Origin of the sequence: Actinomadura sp. NBRC 104412 (assembly GCF_030269515.1) — a bacterium.
Taxonomy (GTDB): Bacteria; Actinomycetota; Actinomycetes; order Streptosporangiales; family Streptosporangiaceae; genus Spirillospora.
In genome coordinates, this window is record NZ_BSTM01000005.1 from 311,876 (window position 1) to 329,663 (window position 17,788).

Annotated in this window: 16 protein-coding genes; 8 read left to right on the forward strand and 8 right to left on the reverse strand. The window is 71.7% G+C overall.

Annotated elements, in window-relative coordinates:
* Nucleotides 1-342 precede the first annotated feature (342 nt).
* Together QSK21_RS09410 and QSK21_RS09415 are read left to right on the forward strand one after the other, a co-directional pair.
* The gene (locus QSK21_RS09410; RefSeq protein ID WP_285695024.1) at nt 343-1,329 is read left to right on the forward strand and encodes a hypothetical protein; all 987 of its coding nucleotides are present in this window, start codon (nt 343-345) and stop codon (nt 1,327-1,329) included.
* A 138-nt stretch (nt 1,330-1,467) separates the two neighbouring features.
* Nucleotides 1,468-4,011, forward strand: a complete 2,544-nt coding sequence (locus QSK21_RS09415; RefSeq protein WP_285695025.1) for a M14 family zinc carboxypeptidase — start codon at nt 1,468-1,470, stop codon at nt 4,009-4,011.
* Nucleotides 4,012-4,069: 58 nt separating this feature from the next.
* On the opposite strand, the gene QSK21_RS09420 is transcribed toward QSK21_RS09415, so the two are convergent.
* Nucleotides 4,070-4,738, reverse strand: coding sequence for an aminoacyl-tRNA hydrolase (locus tag QSK21_RS09420; protein WP_285695026.1), 669 nt, complete (start codon nt 4,736-4,738; stop codon nt 4,070-4,072).
* A gap of 147 nt (nt 4,739-4,885) precedes the next feature.
* On the opposite strand from QSK21_RS09420, the gene QSK21_RS09425 reads away from it, so the two are divergent.
* Nucleotides 4,886-5,968, forward strand: coding sequence for an Rv1352/Rv1906c domain-containing protein (locus QSK21_RS09425; RefSeq protein ID WP_285695027.1), 1,083 nt, complete (start codon nt 4,886-4,888; stop codon nt 5,966-5,968).
* A 7-nt stretch (nt 5,969-5,975) separates the two neighbouring features.
* On the opposite strand, the gene QSK21_RS09430 is transcribed toward QSK21_RS09425, so the two are convergent.
* Together QSK21_RS09430 and QSK21_RS09435 are read right to left on the reverse strand one after the other, a co-directional pair.
* Complete coding sequence (locus tag QSK21_RS09430) at nt 5,976-6,566, reverse strand: HAD family hydrolase (RefSeq protein WP_285695028.1); 591 nt, start codon at nt 6,564-6,566, stop codon at nt 5,976-5,978.
* Nucleotides 6,567-6,608: 42 nt separating this feature from the next.
* On the reverse strand, nt 6,609-7,916 hold the full coding sequence (locus QSK21_RS09435) for a glycine hydroxymethyltransferase (RefSeq protein ID WP_285695029.1): 1,308 nt from the start codon (nt 7,914-7,916) through the stop codon (nt 6,609-6,611).
* 233 nt (nt 7,917-8,149) lie between these two features.
* On the opposite strand from QSK21_RS09435, the gene QSK21_RS09440 reads away from it, so the two are divergent.
* Together QSK21_RS09440 and QSK21_RS09445 are read left to right on the forward strand one after the other, a co-directional pair.
* The gene (locus tag QSK21_RS09440; protein ID WP_285695030.1) at nt 8,150-8,818 is read left to right on the forward strand and encodes a TetR/AcrR family transcriptional regulator; all 669 of its coding nucleotides are present in this window, start codon (nt 8,150-8,152) and stop codon (nt 8,816-8,818) included.
* Between the two features lie 198 nt (nt 8,819-9,016).
* On the forward strand, nt 9,017-9,247 hold the full coding sequence (locus QSK21_RS09445) for a hypothetical protein (protein ID WP_285695031.1): 231 nt from the start codon (nt 9,017-9,019) through the stop codon (nt 9,245-9,247).
* Nucleotides 9,248-9,266: 19 nt separating this feature from the next.
* Here the strand turns inward: QSK21_RS09445 and QSK21_RS09450 are convergent, their stop codons facing one another.
* From QSK21_RS09450 to QSK21_RS09460, 3 genes are all read right to left on the reverse strand, one after another.
* Nucleotides 9,267-10,439, reverse strand: coding sequence for a thiolase C-terminal domain-containing protein (locus tag QSK21_RS09450; RefSeq protein ID WP_285695032.1), 1,173 nt, complete (start codon nt 10,437-10,439; stop codon nt 9,267-9,269).
* Between the two features lie 245 nt (nt 10,440-10,684).
* A complete protein-coding gene (locus QSK21_RS09455) occupies nt 10,685-10,984 on the reverse strand; it encodes a Dabb family protein (protein ID WP_285695033.1) in 300 nt (99 codons plus the stop codon).
* Between the two features lie 42 nt (nt 10,985-11,026).
* Complete coding sequence (locus QSK21_RS09460; RefSeq protein ID WP_285695034.1) at nt 11,027-11,482, reverse strand: flavodoxin family protein; 456 nt, start codon at nt 11,480-11,482, stop codon at nt 11,027-11,029.
* Nucleotides 11,483-11,645: 163 nt separating this feature from the next.
* Here QSK21_RS09460 and QSK21_RS09465 point away from each other — a divergent pair, with 163 nt between their 5' ends.
* Both QSK21_RS09465 and QSK21_RS09470 read left to right on the forward strand, forming a co-directional pair.
* Nucleotides 11,646-12,704: an LLM class flavin-dependent oxidoreductase gene (locus QSK21_RS09465; RefSeq protein ID WP_285695109.1), complete on the forward strand. Its 1,059-nt coding sequence runs from the start codon at nt 11,646-11,648 to the stop codon at nt 12,702-12,704.
* Between the two features lie 48 nt (nt 12,705-12,752).
* Entirely contained in the window at nt 12,753-14,255 is a 1,503-nt protein-coding gene (locus QSK21_RS09470; protein ID WP_285695035.1) for an AMP-binding protein, read from the forward strand.
* 601 nt (nt 14,256-14,856) lie between these two features.
* Here QSK21_RS09470 and QSK21_RS09475 read toward each other — a convergent pair.
* Nucleotides 14,857-15,783 carry a cyclase family protein gene (locus QSK21_RS09475; RefSeq protein WP_285695111.1) on the reverse strand — a complete coding sequence of 309 codons (927 nt, stop codon included), beginning with the start codon at nt 15,781-15,783 and terminating at the stop codon, nt 14,857-14,859.
* 37 nt (nt 15,784-15,820) lie between these two features.
* On the opposite strand from QSK21_RS09475, the gene QSK21_RS09480 reads away from it, so the two are divergent.
* Nucleotides 15,821-17,032, forward strand: a complete 1,212-nt coding sequence (locus QSK21_RS09480; protein ID WP_285695036.1) for a serine hydrolase domain-containing protein — start codon at nt 15,821-15,823, stop codon at nt 17,030-17,032.
* A gap of 11 nt (nt 17,033-17,043) precedes the next feature.
* On the opposite strand, the gene QSK21_RS09485 is transcribed toward QSK21_RS09480, so the two are convergent.
* Nucleotides 17,044-17,784 carry an SDR family NAD(P)-dependent oxidoreductase gene (locus QSK21_RS09485; RefSeq protein WP_285695112.1) on the reverse strand — a complete coding sequence of 247 codons (741 nt, stop codon included), beginning with the start codon at nt 17,782-17,784 and terminating at the stop codon, nt 17,044-17,046.
* Nucleotides 17,785-17,788: the final 4 nt, after the last annotated feature.

Sequence of the window (17,788 nt, forward strand, 5' to 3'; positions counted from 1 at the left end):
ACCACCGGTGAGCGAGGTCACACCGGGTGAATGTTGTGCCTCGCAACTTATGTCCCGCCCGAGTCGCGCGCCAGAGCCGGAGACCGGATGAGCCGTAACAATCCAGTAACGCGCTGATCAATTAGGGCGTGACCGACATGGGAGGAGACGCCGGGACGCCGGTCGCGGGCCACCCGATATGTTCGGCGCCTCAACATTCGGCCGCCACCGGCCACCCGTGTCGAGACCGGCCGGCGCGCGCCCGGGCGCCGCGCGGGGCGCGGCTCCTCTCCTACCCCGGATGGCCGCAGCCCATCCGGGATATCTTGCGCGTAGCACGCGGAGGGAAGGGGAGCAGGGAGAATGACGGCGCAAGCGGGCTCCGGCCCGGACAGGCACCGGGACCTGACCAGGCCCGATCTGCCGCTCCCCCGGCCCCTTTCCGGCCAGGCGCCCGCGCCGCCCCCGCCACTGGCGCCGCCCGTCCCGCCCGAGCCCGCCCCGCCGCGGTCCGTCCCGTCACGCGGTCGGAACTGGCACCGCATGCACTACCCGATCGGCGTGTTCCTGGTCGCGTACGGGGTCACCGGCCTCGTCACCGGCCTGATCGGCTGGGACGACCGGCGCGAGGAACTGGCCGGGTACGTCGGCGCCGGGGCGGCCACCGCCGTGCTCGCCGTGGTCAAGGCGATCGAGCTGGCGCTGGTCGCGCTGGCCGTGGCCGGTATCGGACGGCGCCGGGACGTGTGGTTCCTGCCCGCCCTGGCCGGATGGCTGGCCGGGTTCGGCGTGTTCACCCTCCTCGACCTCGTCAAGGGCAACTGGGGCGCGCTGCTGGAACACGTGGTGTTCCTGGCCGCGTTCGCGCTGCTGCTCTTCCTGTCGTACGGGCTGAGCGTGAAGGCCCGCGTCGGCAGGGCCGCCGCCGCCCGTACGGCGCCACCGCCGCCGGACGCGCCCGCGCCCGCCGCGCCGGGCGTTCCGGCTCCCGTGGCCGCCCCGTCCGCGAACCTGAGCCGGACGCAGGAGTTCGCGCTGGCCGCGCTCAACCGCTTGCAGCAGCGCGTCACACCGGCCTTCGGAGCGCCGCGCCCCCGGCCGCCCGCGCCGCCCTCCCCGTCCCCCTCGCCCGCGGCCGCATCCGCGTCTGCGCCCGATCCCGCCCCGGCACCCGCTCCCGCGCCGCCGTCCGAGGACGCCTCGCCGCAGACCGTGGTCGACGCCGAGGCTCCGGAACCGGCCGCGGGGGACGGCGACCGGACCGTCCAGGCACCGCTGCCCGCGAAACGGCCCGCGCCACCGGACGCCACCCGGCCGCTCCCCCTGCCCGACTCCTCTGACCAGGAGTAACGGCGGGACGATCGGCCGCGCCCCGCCCAGGCGCCGAACGGGCGGACCCGACCACGGCGACCGGAGCCCGACACACCACGGTGATCTTGGCAAGTGTTGCCGTTGGTGAACGATTCGGGCGCTGACAGCTTGGCGCCCATGAGAGCGCGAAAACTCGCATGGTCGGTGGCGCTGGCCACGTCGCTGACGGTCCCGGCGGCGCTCGCGGCACCGGCCGCCGCGCATCCTCCGGCCCCCGGTGCGGCCCCGGGCGCCTGCGACCCCTTCCAGACCACGCCGGTCTTCCGCGGCAAGGTCCCCTCCCCCAAGCAGGTGCTGGGCATCGAGCTCGGCGAGCGCGCCGTGACGTCCGCCGAGTCCGACCGGTACCTGGAGACGGTCGCCGCCAAGAGCGAGCGCGTCGTCTCCGGCACCCTGGCCACCAGCGCCCAGGGCCGTCCCCTCAAGTACGCCATCATCGGCAAGCCCCAGTTGCTGACCAGGGCGGGACTGGCCAAGGTACGAGCCGAGGCCGCGCTGCTGCGCGACCCCCGCACCCCCGACGGCATCGCCAAGGCGCTCACCCGGACCGGCGTGCCGATCCTGTGGGTGGCGGGCAACGTCCACGGCGACGAGCCCAGCGGCACCGACGCCGCGTTGCGGGTGCTGCGCGACCTCGGCGACCGCGCCGACTGCGCCGCGTCCAACGTCCTGAACAACGCGCTGGTCGTCCTCCTGCCCACGCAGAACCCGGACGGGCGGGAGGCCGGCATCCGGCAGAACGCCTACGGGTTCGACATGAACCGGGACTGGTTCGCCCGTACCCAGCCGGAGACCGACGGCAAGATCTCGATGCTGAACCAGTACCCGCCGGCGCTGTTCATCGACGCGCACGAGATGGGCGGCGACTCCTACTTCTTCCCGCCCAACGCCGACCCGATCTACCACGAGACGCCCGAAGAGGCCGTCGGCTGGATCAACGACGTCTACTCGCCGTCGGTCGCCGCCGAGTTCGGCCGGCAGGGCGTCGACTTCTTCAACCGCGACGTCTACGACCTCTTCTACCAGGGGTACGGCGACACGGTCCCGGCCACCGGGTTCCACGCCGCCGGGATGACCTACGAGAAGGGCGGCGACAGCCCGTACCCGGACAAGGTCCGCGAGCAGTACATCGCGCAGTGGGCGTCGCTGTCGGCGGGCGCGGCCAACCGCCACAAGATCCTCACCGAGTGGCGCAAGATGACCGTGGACGCCTACAAGCAGGGCAAGGCGGGGCAACTGGAGCCCAACCAGATCTACAACCCGCCCAACGAGATCGACCGCCCCGTCCCCGACCGTAAGGTGCGGCACTACTTCCTGCGCGCGGACGACAAGGCCAAGGCCGACGAGGCGCAAACCATCGTGCGGCGGCTACAGCGGATGGGCGTCACCGTGCATCGTCTCGTTCGGCCTCTGACGGTGAAGGACTTCAAGCCGTACGGGCGTCCCGTGGCGCGGACGACGCTGTCCAAGGGCACGTACTGGATTCCGATGGCGCAGGGCCAGAAGCACTGGATCCAGGCCATGCTCAACGAGGACTCCTACACGCCGTTCCCGTATTTCTACGACGTGACGGCGTGGAGCCTGCCGCTGCTGGCCAACGTGCCGGGCGGCTCGTCGGGCGCCGACCTGCGTCCCGCCGCCGTTCCCCTGCCGACCCTGCCCGCTGTGCGCGTTCCGCGTCCGGGCAAGAAGCCGAGGATCGGCGTCCTGGCGCTGTCGGCGACGTCGTCGTCGGCCCGGCAGTCGGTGGGCTGGCTGCGGCACCGCCTCGACCGCGAATGGAAGCTGCCGTACACGCTGCTGAGCCCGGCCGACGTGGCGGCGGGCAAGCTCGCGGGCGCCGAGGTGCTGCTGGTGCCCAACGGCCCGGCCGGGACGGCCTACGACCGGCTCGGCGACGCCGGCCGCACCGCCCTGCGGCAGTGGACGCAGGGCGGCGGGCGGTACATCGGCTGGCAGGGCGGGACCGAGCTCGCCGCGCGGCTCGGCCTGACCACGACCTCGCTGAGCGAGCCGACCTCCGACGTCCCCGGCACCCTGTTCCGCGTCACGGTGGACGCCTCCAGCCCGCTGGCACGGAACGTCGGGCCCACGGTGTGGCAGTTCTACTCCTATGACCTGATCATGAAGCAGCCGGACCCGGCCAAGGTCGCGGTCGCCTACCCGGCCGTCACCTCGCCCGACTGGTTCGTGTCCGGGTTCGAGCGGGGCGCGGCCGAGCTCGGCGGCACCGCCGCGGTCGTGGACGAACCGGTCGGCGAGGGCCGCGCCGTGCTGTTCGGCGGCGAGCCCAACTTCAGGGCCTTCACCGACGGCACCGCGGAACTGCTGGTCAACGCGATCCTCGGCCCGGACCCGTCCGCGCGGGTCTCCGGCCTGGCCGAGGCGGCGCCGTCCCAGGAGGCGGCCCGGCGCGCCGCGGCGCTGCCGCGGGCCGAGTCGCCCATCCGCGTCTCGGTCGAGGCCGCCGACGCCGCCCGTACGGGGGCTCTGCTCCGCTCGGTGGGCGCCACGTGGACCGAACGCCGCTCCGGCGACGCGGTGCGCTACGTCATCGACAACCCGCAGGGCCTGCCGGTCGACCACCACCCGTTCGCGGGGCGTCTGGCGTCCCTGATCCGGCGATCCGGCATCACCCCGATAGCGGTGACCCTGCCCTGAACCGCCGAACACCCCGACCGGGGGGCGTCTCAGGACACCTGAGGCGCCCCCCGTTCCGTCAGCGGACGATCCAGGCGATGGCGGTCATGGTTCCGGGAGGGACCTCGGTGAAGCCCGCGTCCCTGACCGCGACGGTGGCGTGCCGGACGCAGCGCCGCCAGGGGATGTCACGGGGGATGTGGACGCGCAGACCCGCCTCGATCCACGGCATCACGTCCGCCGGGCGCGCCTGGCGCAGGAGCAACTGGGCGGCGTGACCGGATTGGGCCGCCGCCTTGCCGGTGGTCATCGGGACGCCCGGGTTCAGGGCGATCGCCGCGTACGGGGCCTCCGGCGGCGGCTTGGGCTCCTCGTCGGGGAGGTCCAGCCCGGCCACCTGCAACTTGGCCAGGACGGGCGGGACCTGGTCGACGGGACCGGGGACGAACGCGCGGACCTCGGCGCCGTCCACGTCCACGGTCACGCCCGGCAGCGCCTGCACCTCGGGCCAGCGCACCCCCCGGGCGCGGCGCGTCACCTTACGGATCCGTCCCGACTCCCAGCGGCGGACGTAGGGGTGCCACTCGCCCTCCGGGTCGGCGGCGCGCGGATCGGTGAGCAAACTCACCACCGCCGTCGCCGCCGCCGCGCACACCGCCGAATGCGCCGGTGGGGCGGCCTTCTCCGCCCGTACCACCAGCTGCATCGCCCACGGCGGCTCGTCACGGGGATCATCGGGAACACGCACGGTCTGGAGTATTCCATTCGTGGCCGGTGACTTTCCCGGGGCCGATGTGGGTACGCAACTCCTGACGTTTCCGGATCGTTCAACCGGACGCGAAGGGAGCGATCAAGGGGACGGACACGGCGGGAGAGGTCGGGTCGGAGGTCGCCGGTGACCAGTGGTGCCTGGAGCAACTCCATTCCGGGGATCGGGACGTTCTTCGTGGGGATCGACGTCGCGCCCGGACGTTACCGGTGCGAGGACGGCAAGGGCGGCTGGTGGGTCAGGTTCACCGGTCCGGGCGGGGGCGACCCGGTCGGCTCCTGGCCGCTGCCCGCCGGCCCCACCGAGATCGAGATCGCGCCCACGGACTTCGCGTTCGAGACCCATGTGGGCACCTACTGGCGGCGGGTCGCGCCCGCGAAGGGCGAGGACGGCGCGCCGTTCGAGCTGCGCCCGGTCGCCGATCCGACGCTGCGGGCCGAGCTGGACACGATCGTGGCGCGGCGCCGCCCGCTGGTCTGGCTGGCCCCGCTGACCGTGCTGGGCATGGGCCTGCTGGGCGCGCCGGTGCTGGGGTCGCTGTGGCTGCTTGGCCTGGCGATGATGGCCGTGCTGGTCGCGCTGGGCTCCCCGTCGGTGTCGCTGGACCTGCAACGCGCCCGCGAGCTGGCCAAGCGCCGCGACCGGTACCTGACACCCGAGGACTTCGACGACGAGGCCCGCGCCCTGCTGGCCCGCGCGCAGGCGGCCGTGGACACCGTACGGGACTCGCAGGTCAACCAGGAGGGCCTGCTGGACGCGGTCGACAACGCCGTCACCCTGCCGCGCCAGGAGTGGGAGATCGCCCAGGTCCTGGCGCGCCAGTCGAAGCTGCGGGTCGAGCAGGACGAGGCGGCCTCGCCGTCCCTGCCCGAGGTCGAGGCGGCGCTGCGGCCGTTCAGGGAGAAGCTGGACCTGTCCGTCCAGGCCGTGACCCGGCGGATCGAGGCCCTGGAACGGTACGCGGAACGGGTCAGGGCCGCCGACGAGGCGCTGATCGCGCACCGCCGGGTGGAGGCCCTCGCCGAGCGCGCGCACGAGTACGACGAGCTGCTCGCCGACACCGTGCGGGACGATCTCGCCCTGCCCGCGATCGAACGCCTCACCGAGCAGAGCGAGGACCTGGTCCGGATGCTGCGCCACCGCCTCGCCGAGGCCGCCGAGGCGGGCGGCCGGGCCGAGGGCGAGCTGCCGCCCTCACCGCCCGGCTGACGGGCCCTCAGGCCGCGACGAGCGCGCGGACCTGGTCGGCGGAGGTGAAGACCTCCGCCCGCATCCCCGTCTCACGGGCGGCGAGCACGTTGCGCTCGGTGTCGTCGAAGAAGAGCGCCTCGGACGGGGACACGCCCAGCCGCTCGCAGCAGATCCGGTACGCCCGCGGGTCCGGCTTGGCCACGCCGATGTCGCACGAGTAGGTGAGGGCGTCGAACCGGCCCAGCCAGCCGCCATGGCGGGCCTCGAAGCGCGGGACCAGGTCGCCGATGATGTTGGAGAGCAGCCCGAGCGTCCTGCCCTGGTCGGCCAGCGCGGTGACCAGGGCGACCATCTCGGGGTCGGCCTCGGACCAGCTGTCCAGGTCGGCCTCGATCAGCGCGGGCACGTCCGGGAACCGCGTCCCCAGCCGGTCGGCGACCGACGCCCAGTACGCGGCGCTGTCCTGGCCCGCGTCGTAGGCGGGACGGCAGGCCCAGTACGCGTCCCAGAACGGCGCCCCGGAGATCCCGGCGAGGTCCTCCAGGCGCCGCCTGGCCGCCTCGCTCTGGGTACGGGCGATGACGCCGAACAGATCGAAGATGATCACTTGAGCCATGCCTTGAAGGCTACAAGCGGGAACCGGGCGCCGATCCGGCCGTCAGCGCCCGGCGATCTCCTGCCGCAGGCCGGCGGCGGCCTTGCGGACCGTGGCCGGATCGGCGCCGCGGAGCAGGACGTCCGCCATCAGCCGCGCGGTCACCGTCAGGTCGTCCGGGGTGAAGCCGCGGCGGACGATCTCCTGGGTGCCGATGCGCAGCCCGCGGTCGGGCTCGCCGGGCGCCTGCCAGGGAAGGCCGATGGCGCTGAGGTAGACGCCCGCCTCGGCGAGCCTGCCCATGGCCGCGTGCCCGCCGCCGAGCGCCGCCGCGTCCACGGCCACGTGGTGGGAGTCGGTGAACCCGCGGTCCGCGCCCGCGACCGTGAACCCCTCGTCCTGGAGCGCGGCGGCGAGGGTGCGGGCGGCGGCGACGCAGGCGTCGGCGTACGCGCCGCCGTCCGCCATGATCTCGGCGGCGGTGACCGCGAGCGGGGCGAGCCGGCCGGCGTCGTAGTTCGCGGTGAGGCCGGGGAAGACGGCGGCCGACAGCCGTTCGGCCAGCGCCGGGTCGTCGGTGGCGATCACGCCGCCGGGCGGGCCGCCGAACGACTTGTAGGTCGAGAAGGTGAGCACCTGGGCGCCCTCGGCGAGCGGCCGCTGGAACCTTCCGGCGGCGACCAGTCCCGCCATGTGGGACGCGTCGTACAGCAGCACGGCACCGGCGTCCGCGACGGCCCCCGCGATCTCGGCGACCCTGTGCGGGAACAGCAGCAGGCTGGCGCCGATCACCACCAGGCGGGGACGCTCGGCCGCCAGGAAACCGGGCAGCGCGTCCAGGTCCACGTCGTAGGCGTCCACGTCGTAGGGGAGGTCCACCACGCGCAGGCCGCGCACGCCGGGCGCTCCGACGGCGTGGTGGCTGGTGTGGCCGCCCGCCCGTTCCGGGAGCACCGCGATCGTGTCACCGGGCGCGGTGAGGGCGGTGTAGACGGCGAGGTTGGCCATGGTGGCGCTGTGGCTGCGCACTTCGGCGAACCGCGCCCCGACCAGCCCGGCGATCAGTCTCGGGGTCAGGACCTCCAGGGTGTCGAGCGCGTCCAGGCCCGACTGGTACTTCTCGCCCGGCCAGCCCATGCTGGGCCGGCTGCTCACCAGCGGCTCGCTCACCGAGCGCGCCGCCGGGCTCATCACGTTGGTGCCCGCGTAGAGGACGATCCCCTCGGCGTCGAAACGCCTGGCGTGGTCGCGCAGCGCGTCCCGCACGGTCTCGGTCACGCGCTCGGGCGCCAGCCCGTCCAGCGCCCCCGCGACCTCGGCGATCCGCGCCCTGGCCACGGAGGACGCCCAAGGCGCCAGTTCCTCGCTCATCCCGTCCTCCCCCTCGGTCCGTGGGTTCCGGGGCCGGCCCGGAATCGGGATCGGTGGTCCCGCCCAGAATGTCATGACCGAAACTAGAGAAGCTCATGGCATGGGCGCCAGTGGGGTTGCGCATCACGGCCCCGTCCGCCACCATCTCCACCAAGCGCTTGCTACGCCACGTTAACCTGGTGTTGACAGAGAGCGTGAACAAGCGATTGGCCGTGCACGGCATACTTGGGAGGGTGACGACCACGAGCACCAACACCGGACGACCCAGGGCCCGTACCGCCGGCGAGGGCGGCACCCGCCGGCGCGGCAAGGGCACTCCCGCCCTCGCCTCCGAGCGGCGGGAGCACCTGGTCAGGCTCGCGGCCGAACTCTTCGCTGAGAAGGGCTTCCAGGCGACCACCGTCCGAAACATCGCCGACGAGGCCGGGATCCTCTCGGGCAGCCTCTACCACCACTTCGACTCCAAGGAGTCGATCGTCGATGAGATCCTCTCGGGGTTCTTCCACGAGATCATGACCGCGTACCAGCGGACCATCGACGAGGGCAAGGACCCGCGCGAGACCATCGCCGGGCTCGTCCGTATCGCGTTCGGCACCCTGGAGCCGCACCGCGCGGCCATCACGGTGATGCAGAACGACTGGAACTACCTCAAGGGGATGGAGCGGTTCGCCTACCTCACCAAGTCCGAGGACGAGGTGGAGAAGATGTGGGTGGGCACCATCAAGGCCGGCCAGGAGCAGGGCCTGTTCCGCCCCGACATCGACCCCAAGCTCACCTACCGGATGATCCGCGACACCGTCTGGGTCGCGGTGCGCTGGTTCAAGCCGGGCGGCCGGCTCGACTCCAGCGAGCTCGCCGAGCATTACCTCAAGGTCATGTTCGACGGGATCAACGTTCACTGAGCGCCGCGCCCGGCCCGCGCCGGGCGCCGCTCGCGACCACTCGCCCCCGCCGCTCTCGCTTCCTCCCCGTCTCGGGCTGGGCATGGCGTCCGCGTCTTCCCAGGAAGCCCGGCGTGCCTTTCATCACTTTTTGACGAACCGGGCGATGTTCCGGGCGGGACGGACGCTGTTACCGGTGAGATGGAGGGGGAGGCGACGATGACGGGGCAACGGGGCGCCGCCGGGCACGAGGAACCGACACCGGCGGAAGCGAGGGCGGCCACCGTCCGCAGCCTCCAAAGTCAGTTCCCCGGAGTGCGCGTCTGGTACGGCGAGGCGACCGGATCGTGGTGGGCGATGGTCCCGCTGCGGAGCGGGCCGAGGCTGGTCGAGGCGCCGACACCGCAGGAGATCCGCGACATCATCCTGCACCTGCGCAACATGATCTGAGCGGGGGCCGTGAGCGGCCTTACGAGGGCTTGGTGAGGAGGGCCGCGCTTCCATAGCTGCCCCCGAAACCCGTGCACAGGGCGACGGACGCCCCCGCCACCTGGCCGGTGCCCTGCCCGTCGGTGCCGGTTCCGCGTAGCTGGCGTACGGCCTCGGCCACGTTGTTGAGGCCGTGCACGTAGCCCTCCGACAGCAGCCCCCCATGCGGGTTGACGGGAACGTCCCCGTCCCACGCGATTCCCCTGGCGCGGAGCACGGCGCCCAAGTCCTCGCGCGGCACAAGCCCGAAGTCCTCCAACTGGCGTGGGACGAGCCAGCTATAGGCGTCGTAGAGCAGCGCCACGTCGACATGGTCCGGCTTCATGCCCGCGGCCGCGTACAGGGACGGGGCGAGGTAGGAGGAGAACAGCCTGGTGACGTCCTCCGCCTTGTCCATGGTGGACGCGCCCGGCCCTCCCCCGCGTACGACCGCGTGGATGCGCGGCGACGCAGGAGCGCGGTCGGCCCCGGTGATCACGAGGGCGCACGCGCCGTCCGTCTCCTGGCAGCAGTCCAGGCGGCGCAGCGGTGAGGCCACCATGCGGTCGTCCAGGTACGTCTGGAGGTCCAGCGGCTCGCGCCGCAACGCGCGGGGGTTCGCGGCCGCATGCGCCCTGGACTGGGACACGACGGCGAAGGTGTGCTCCTCGCCGAGCCCGGTGTCGTACAGGTAGCGCTGCCCGGCCAGCGCGAACTGGTGGACGGGACCGGCCATGCCGTACGGATGGGTGAACTGCTCCTCCGTCCCCTCCCCCAGTTTCAGCCCCAGCGCGTTCATGCGCTTGCCGGAACGGCCGTTGAGCGCCCGGTAGATCAGGACGGTCTCGGCCAGCCCCGCGTCGATGAGCATCGCGGCGTCGGCGAGGATGGACGCGCTCTGCGTCCCGCCGCCGTAGATCTCGTTGTGCCAGCCCACCTGGTGGAGGCCGAGCTCCCGCGCCACGTACAGGACGGGGGCCGAGTCGCCGAGGTGGTAGCTGAGGATCGCGTCGGGACGCACGTCCTCGCCCAGCTCGCGCGCGGCGTCGGCGAGCGCGGCCCTGGACGCCTCGGCCGCGAGGTCCAGTTCGGTACGGCCGGAGGCGCGCGAGAGAGCGGTCATCCCGATGCCCGCGATCGCCGCCCTGCCGGAGAATCCCTGCCTGCCGGTCACGCGTGCGTCCGTCCCCTCTTCGCAGGTCCCTGCCCCAAGCCGCTCGCCGGGAACGGGGCGCGATCCGTCCCCGGCGAGAGGCGCCGGCGGCGCCGCCGGACGGGGAGACGGGAGGGGCTCCCCGTCCGGTGCGGCACCTTCAGGTGAACCTAACCCGCCCGATGCGTTATAGACAAGCGCTTGCTCGGCAGGCTGCCGGGCGGCCCCCGACGGGACGCGCCGGCCGGACATGACCGCCGCGGGCCTCACATCTCGTACTGGATGGCGGCCCGGCGGGCCAGGATCGGCGTGATGTAGCCGTCCACGACGGCGCGGTGGGCGGGATGGTCGCGGTAGGCGATGTAGTCGTCCCTGCTGGCGAAGTCCCCGACGACCACGAAGTCGTAGTTGCCCGGATTGACGCCCGCGTCGGTGCCCAGGCTGAGCGCGCCGACCTCCGGGATCACCGCGGGCAGCTCCGAGAGCTTGGCCGCGACCTCCTGCTGCTGGCCGGTCGTCGTCCCCTCGGCCCACGCGAACATCGCGATATGCCGGAAACCGCTCATGGGATCACCGTAGCGGCACCGCCCCCGAGCGGCCGGGCGATCTCACACCGTGCCGAGCTCGGCGGCCACGGTGGCACCGAGCTCCCAGCACTCCTCCAGCGCTTCCCTGCCCGGCTCGCCGGTCACCACCACGGGCGGGCGGGCGGCACGCCACTTCAACCCCGTCGTGATCGATTCCAGCGCGCGCAGGGCGCCGGTGGCGTCGCTGTTGCCGTGCAGGTAGGCCCCGAACGGGCGGCGCACGGTCTCTTCCAGGCACGGGTAATAGACCTGGTCGAAGAAATGCTTGAGGGCGCCGGACAGGTAGCCGAGGTTCACCGGCGTGCCCAGCAGGTACCCGTCCGCCTCCAGCACGTCCACGGCCGTCGCCGTCAGCGCGGGACGGGCCGCCACCTCCACGCCCTCGATCTCGTCGGTGGTGGCGCCCGCGCGCACCGCCTCGTACATCGCCTGCAACGCCGGTGACGGGGTGTGGTGGACGATCAGCAGCCTCTTCATCGCCCCCGAGCCTAGCCACGAGCCCGGACGGAACGCGGAAGCGGCGAGCTGTTAGGCTTCCCAAGCGAGCGCTTGTTACGCAATGATGGTATCGGGCGGGACCGCCGGGGCCGGTCCCGCCAGGACCGGTGAAGAAGGAGCCGTACACGTGGCCGACCGCCCGATGAAGTTCTCGACCTTCCACCTCTTCCACCAGTTCGCGGGACAGACCGCGAAGGAGGTGTACGACTACCAGATCGAGATCGTCGAACTGCTCGAGGAGCTCGGCTTCGACGGGGTGTGGGTCGCCGAGCACCATTTCCGCGACTACGGCGTGGTGCCGAACATCTTCAACCTGCTGTCCAACCTCGCCGCCCGTACCGAACGGCTGCGCCTGGGCACCGGCATCGTCGTGCTGCCGCTGCACAACCCGATCCACGTGGCCGAGGAGGCCGCGATGGTCGACCTGCTGTCGGGCGGCCGGCTGGAGCTGGGCATCGGCCGCGGCTACCAGAGCATCGAGTTCGAGAACTTCGGGCTCGACCTCGCCGAGGCCCGCGACCGGTTCAACGAGTCGCTGGAGATGATCCTCGGCCTGTGGACCCAGGACGACTTCGAGTTCAAGGGCCGCTTCCACGAGACCCGGCACCCGCTGACGCTGATGCCCAAGCCGGTGCAGCGCCCGTACCCGCCGCTGCACGTGGCCGCGGTCAGCCCGGAGACGGTGGAGATCTACGCGGGACGCGGGCTGCCCATCCTCGCCGACCCGGCCGCGCCGTTCAGCAAGATCGCCAAGGCGGCGCGGACCTGGCACGAGAAGGCGGAGGCCGCGGGCGTCGACACCACCGGCGTCGAGCTGGTCGCCAGCCGTTCGGTGTACGTGGCGCCGACGCTGGAGCAGGCCCGCGAGGACCAGGCCAGGTTCGAGGCGAACTTCGACCGGTCGCGGATCTTCAACGTGCGCAGCGCGCCCATCGACTCCAGCACGGGCCAGACCGCCAAGGGCTTCGAGTTCTACCAGGACCGCTACCTCAAGGGCGGGAAGGTCGACAACGAGTTCCGCTGGAACCAGCTCGAGATCATCGGCGATCCCGAGCGGGTGATCGGCCAGATCCAGATGGTCCGCGACATGGGCTTCGGCAACCTGATGTGCGACTTCGGCAGCACCCGCCCGCTGCCCATCGAGGAGATGCGCAAGGTCCTGCGCTTCTTCGCCAAGGAGGTCATGCCGGCCTTCCGCTGACACCGGCTCCCCCGTTCAGGACGCTGGGAACCCCACCTAGGAGGCGCGATGTCCGTACACCGGCTCACACTCGGCGACGTACTCGGCGAGCACCGGCGTGGCCGGCCGCACGGCACCGCCGTCGTCGACGGCGACGTACGGCTCACCTATCCCGAGCTCGACGACCGAGTGGACAGGCTGGCAGGGGCGCTCGCCGCGGACGGCGTCACGTCCGGCGGGCGGGTGCTGTGGCTCGGCCAGAACTCCTTCCGCGTGCTGGAGCTGCTGCTGGCCTGCGGGCGGCTCGGCGCGATCTTCTGCCCCGCCAACTGGCGGCAGACCGCCGACGAGCTGGCCCACGTCCTGGACGACCTCACTCCCACGGTCGTCGTGTGGGAGGAGTCCGAGGCGGTAGAGAAGGCGCGCGGGCAGGTCTCCTTGGACGCGCGCTGGGTGCGTTCGGGCGAGGAGTACGAGTCGTACGTCGCGGCGGCCGTCCCGGCGCCCGAGGCCGAGGTCGCGGCGGACGCACCCGTTCTCGCGCTCTACACGGCCGCGTTCGATGGGCGTCCCAACGCGGCGCTGCTGAGCCACTCCGCGCTGATCGCCCACAGCATGTCGCTGCTGCACGTCCGCCAGATGGAGGACGGCTTCACCTTCCTGGCCTGCGGGCCGCTGTTCCATGTGGGCACGATGATGTTCACGCTGGCGACGTTCCAGATCGGCGGGAAGCTGGTCTTCACGCCCGCGTTCGATCCCGCCGAGGTCTGCCGGCTGATCGACGCCGAGAAGTGCACGCAGGCGTTCCTGTTCGGCCCCATGATCGACGGTCTGGTGGAGGCCAACAAGGACCGGACCTACGACCTGTCGTCCCTGCGCTTCGTCTCGCACTCCCCCGAGTGGGACGCGATGATCACTGTGGACGACAGCCCGTGGTGCGCGTCCAAGATGGGCGGGTACGGGCAGACCGAGGTCGGCGGCATGCTCACCTTCCTCGGCCTGGGCATGGGCGGCAAGGGCTTCGCCGGCCGGAGCTCACCCCTGGTCCACGTCCGGATCCTGGACGCCTCGGGCGAGGAGGTCGCGCCGGGCGAGGTCGGCGAGATCTGCGCGCGCGGGCAGAGCCTGTTCTCCGGCTACTGGAACCGCCCCGAGCTGAACGCGGCGAAGACCGCCGGCGGCTGGCACCACACCGGCGACCTGGGCCGCCGCGAGGAGGACGGCACGATCACCTTCATCGGCCCGAAGCTGCGGATGATCAAGTCGGCCAACGAGAACATCTACCCGGCCGAGGTGGAGCGCGCCCTCAAGTCCCACCCGTCCGTGACGGACGCCGCCGTGATCGGCGTCCCGGACGACCGCTTCGGCCAGTCCCCGAAGGCCATCGTGGTGCTCGCGGAGGGCGCGAAGGCCACCGCCGAGGAGATCATCGAGCATGTGCGCGGCCAGATCGCCTCGTACAAGAAGCCGAGGGACGTGGAGTTCGCCGATTCCATCCCCAAGAAGGGCTTCACCCCCGACTACGACGCCCTGGACGCCCAATACGGCGGCGGCGCCTACCCAGGCACCTGACCCCACCCAAGGAGCATCAAGCCAGCCCCGAACGGCGCCCAGGCGTTGCGATCGCGACCGAAGGCAGGGGCGAGCGCCAGCGAGACCCTGATCGCGGAGCGAGCCCCCTGGGCGAGTCGAAGCGATGCAGCGACCGCCGCAAGCACGACAAGCGAGGAGCGCCAGCGACGAGCGCAGCTCGCGCCTGCAACAAACACAGCCGCAACCACCCCAGCCCCCAACCCCAACCCCGAACGGCGGCCAAGCGTTGCGATCGCGACCGAAGGCAGGTTCCGAGCCTGCGAGGAACCTGATCGCGAAGCGAGCCCCCAGGCGAGTCGAAGCGATGCAGCGATCGCCGCAGGCGCGACAAGCGAGGAGCGCCAGCGACGAGCGCAGCTCGCGCCTGCAACAAACACAGCCGCAACCACCCCAGCCCCCAACCCCAACCCCGAACGGCGGCCAAGCGTTGCGATCGCGACCGAAGGCAGGGGCGAGCGCCAGCGAGACCCTGATCGCGCAGCGAGCCCCTAGGCGAGTCGAAGCGATGCAGCGATCGCCGCAAGCACGACAAGCGACGAGCCGTCAAGGCGAGGAGCGCAGCTCGTGCTTGCAATAAGAACTACACCACGGCGATCGGGTTGATGGGGCTGGCGGTTCCGCCTTCGATGAGGAGGGGGGCCGCGGCGAACAGGAAGTCGCCGCGGCCCGTTTCCGCGAGTCCTTCGAGCCAGAGCATTTCGGCCAGGTGGATGCCGTGCCGCCACAGGAGGATCATGTGCAGGTCGTCGGTGAGGTCTTCGTCGGCGAGCTGGCGGGCGTTGAGGCCGCCGATGGCGGCGTTGTCGCTGGCCACCATGGAGACGTCGCGTGCGGCGAGCCAGCGGCCGGCGTCGGCGGAGAGGCCCGGCTGCCCGGACCAGTAGGCGTCGGGTCCTTCGGTGTGCCATACCTGCGGCCAGCCTGTACGGATCACGGCTATGTCGCCTGCGCGCAGTTCGATCCCTGTTCCTTCCAGGCATGCCTCAAGGTCGTCCGGGGTGATGCGGTCGTCGGCGTTCAGGTGCGGGACGTTTTTGGACGCCGGTACGTCGAAGAGGACGCCTCTGCCGACGACGGGGCCGGCTTTGTCGATGCCGCAGCGTCCTGCCCCGTACGAGCGGACGCGGTTGGCCGGATGCCCGTTGTAGATCGCGTCCCCGGTCCACATGTGGCACAAGGCGTCCATGTGGGTGGTGGTTCCGTGCGGGGTCACGACCAAGGCATCGTCGGCCACGCGCAAGCCGACGCCCACGGCCCTTGCCCCGGCCGCGTAGTCTCCACCGTCCACCGACATGAAGTGCTGCGGCAGGGGGCGTCCGCGCAGGTGCGGCACGGTCGTCGGGGCGGGCGAGGACGTGGCCCCCCGTATGGGCAGGGACAGGCTGAGGACGCGTCCTTCCTTGACGCACCGGGCCGCCGCCAGGACCGCTTCGGGAGTCAGCAGGTTGAGGGCACCGCGTTCGTCTTCGGCACCCCAGCGTCCCCAGTTGTTGGGTTCATCGAGCATCATTCGGTTTCAGACCTTCCATCGAGAGGACCGCAGGATGACCACAGTCGAAGGCACATGCGACCCGGCCTTCTCCGGTGTACGGGACGTCTTCGAGCGCAATTTCGCCGAGGGCCGCGAGCTGGGCGCCGCCGTGGCGGTGTACGTGGGTGGGCGCAAGGTGGTCGACCTGTGGGGCGGGGTGGCCGACCACCGCACGGGCCGGGAGTGGACTGCTAAGACGCCCTGTTTCGGTTTCTCGTGCACCAAGGCGGTGACGGCGACGGCCGCTCTGCTGCTCGCCGAGCGCGGCGCGTATGACGTGGACGGCCCGGTCACGGCTTGGTGGCCCGAGTACGGGACGCACGGCAAGGAGGGGACGACGGCCGCCCATCTGCTGTCGCACCAGTCGGGGCTGCCCGCGTTCGCCCGTCCGGTCTCCGCGGAGGAGGCGGCGGACGCGCCGGCGCGGGCCGCCGAGCTGGCGGCGCAGGAGCCCGAGTGGACGCCGGGCGAGGGCCACGGCTACCACGCGCTGACGTACGGGTGGCTGGCAGGCGAGATCGTGCGGCGGCTGTCGGGTGGGCGGACGGTCGGCGAGTTCGTGCGGGACGAGTTCACCGGTGACCTGGACCTGTGGATCGGCGCTCCGGACGAGGTGATCGAACGTGCGGCGAAGCTGCGCGCGAGCCGTCCCAGAAGGCCCTCGGAGAGCGCTGACGAGCCCGCTCAGGGCGCGACATCCGATGCCCGCGAGGAGAAGGCGGCCGCGCGTGATGAGAGCGTCCTGAGCCGTATGGCGAGCGCGTACACCGACCCTGCGAGCCGCCTCAACCGGGCGCTCAACAACCCCAGCCCCGGGAAGGGCGGTTACAACAACCCGGTGGTGCTGCGCGCCGGCTGGCCGTCCGCGGGGATGGTCGCCACCGCGCCGGGGCTCGCCGGTTTCTACCGCGATCTCGTGGCGGGGCGGATTCTCAAGCCGGAGACGCTCCGGGAGGCCATCAAGCCGAGGGTGAGCGGCCCGGACCTCACCTTGCTGGTCGACAGTTCTTTCGGGCTCGGCTACATGCGCCCCTCGAAGACGTTCTTCACTCCTGCGGCGGGACGCAAGTCCGCGTTCGGCCATACGGGTGCGGGCGGCTCCATCGGCATGGGAGACATGGAGGCCGGCCTGGCCGTCGCCTACCTTCCCAACCTGATGGGCGACCAGCTTTCGGGAGACCTTCGCGCCTACGGCCTGGTCGAAGCGGTCTACGCGTCGCTGTAGAAGAGGGGTCATCACTGCATCGTGATGCCGCCGCTGACCGAGAGGGTCTGGCCGGTGATGTACTCGGCGCGGTCGGTGCAGAGGAAGGCGACGATGCCGGCGATGTCGTCGGGGCGCCCGATGCGGCGCAAGGGGATCTGCTTGGCGAGCTTGTCCAGGAGCCCCGGATGGCTTTCGGACACCTTGCGGACCATGGGGGTGTCGGTGGGGCCGGGGCAGACGACGTTGCTCGTGACTCCGCCTTCCGCGGCTTCGCGGGCAAGGGTCTTGGCGAGGCCGAACAGCCCCGATTTCGTCGCCGCGTAGGCGCCTTCCCCGCCCGAGCCCGCGCGCGCCCCGTCAGAGGAGATGAAGACGAGGCGTCCCCACCCGCGTTCGGTCATGCCGGGGAGCAGCGCGCGGGTGAGTTGCATCGGGGCACGCAGGTTGATGCGCCACATGAGGTCCCAGTGGGCTGGGTCGCTGTCCACGAACGGCTCGACGATGCTGACCCCTGCGTTGTGGACGAGGATGTCGATGTCCCCGACCTCTGCGGTGAAGCGGTCGATGTCGTTTGGGTCGCCCAAGTCGACCTTCAGCGGGGTGCAGGTGTCGCCGAGTGACGTGGCGGTTTCCTGGGCGGCGGCGAGGTCGAGGTCGGCGACCACGACACGGGCGCCGAGCGCGGCGAGGTCGGCGCATATGGCACGGCCGATGCCTCCTGCTCCGCCCGTGACCACGGCGGTACGTCCTGCGAGGCTCATTCCGTCCATGGCG

Excerpts from the sequence above, each read along its gene's own strand:
- QSK21_RS09415 (WP_285695025.1), top strand. The coding sequence starts at position 1,468 with ATGAGAGCGCGAAAACTCGCATGGTCGGTGGCGCTGGCCACGTCGCTG.
- QSK21_RS09465 (WP_285695109.1), top strand. The coding sequence starts at position 11,646 with ATGAAGTTCTCGACCTTCCACCTCTTCCACCAGTTCGCGGGACAGACC.
- QSK21_RS09480 (WP_285695036.1), top strand. The coding sequence starts at position 15,821 with ATGACCACAGTCGAAGGCACATGCGACCCGGCCTTCTCCGGTGTACGG.
- QSK21_RS09470 (WP_285695035.1), top strand. The coding sequence starts at position 12,753 with ATGTCCGTACACCGGCTCACACTCGGCGACGTACTCGGCGAGCACCGG.
- QSK21_RS09455 (WP_285695033.1), bottom strand. The coding sequence starts at position 10,984 with ATGAGCGGTTTCCGGCATATCGCGATGTTCGCGTGGGCCGAGGGGACG.
- QSK21_RS09435 (WP_285695029.1), bottom strand. The coding sequence starts at position 7,916 with ATGAGCGAGGAACTGGCGCCTTGGGCGTCCTCCGTGGCCAGGGCGCGG.
- QSK21_RS09445 (WP_285695031.1), top strand. The coding sequence starts at position 9,017 with ATGACGGGGCAACGGGGCGCCGCCGGGCACGAGGAACCGACACCGGCG.
- QSK21_RS09460 (WP_285695034.1), bottom strand. The coding sequence starts at position 11,482 with ATGAAGAGGCTGCTGATCGTCCACCACACCCCGTCACCGGCGTTGCAG.
- QSK21_RS09485 (WP_285695112.1), bottom strand. The coding sequence starts at position 17,784 with ATGGACGGAATGAGCCTCGCAGGACGTACCGCCGTGGTCACGGGCGGA.
- QSK21_RS09475 (WP_285695111.1), bottom strand. The coding sequence starts at position 15,783 with ATGCTCGATGAACCCAACAACTGGGGACGCTGGGGTGCCGAAGACGAA.
- QSK21_RS09410 (WP_285695024.1), top strand. The coding sequence starts at position 343 with ATGACGGCGCAAGCGGGCTCCGGCCCGGACAGGCACCGGGACCTGACC.
- QSK21_RS09430 (WP_285695028.1), bottom strand. The coding sequence starts at position 6,566 with ATGGCTCAAGTGATCATCTTCGATCTGTTCGGCGTCATCGCCCGTACC.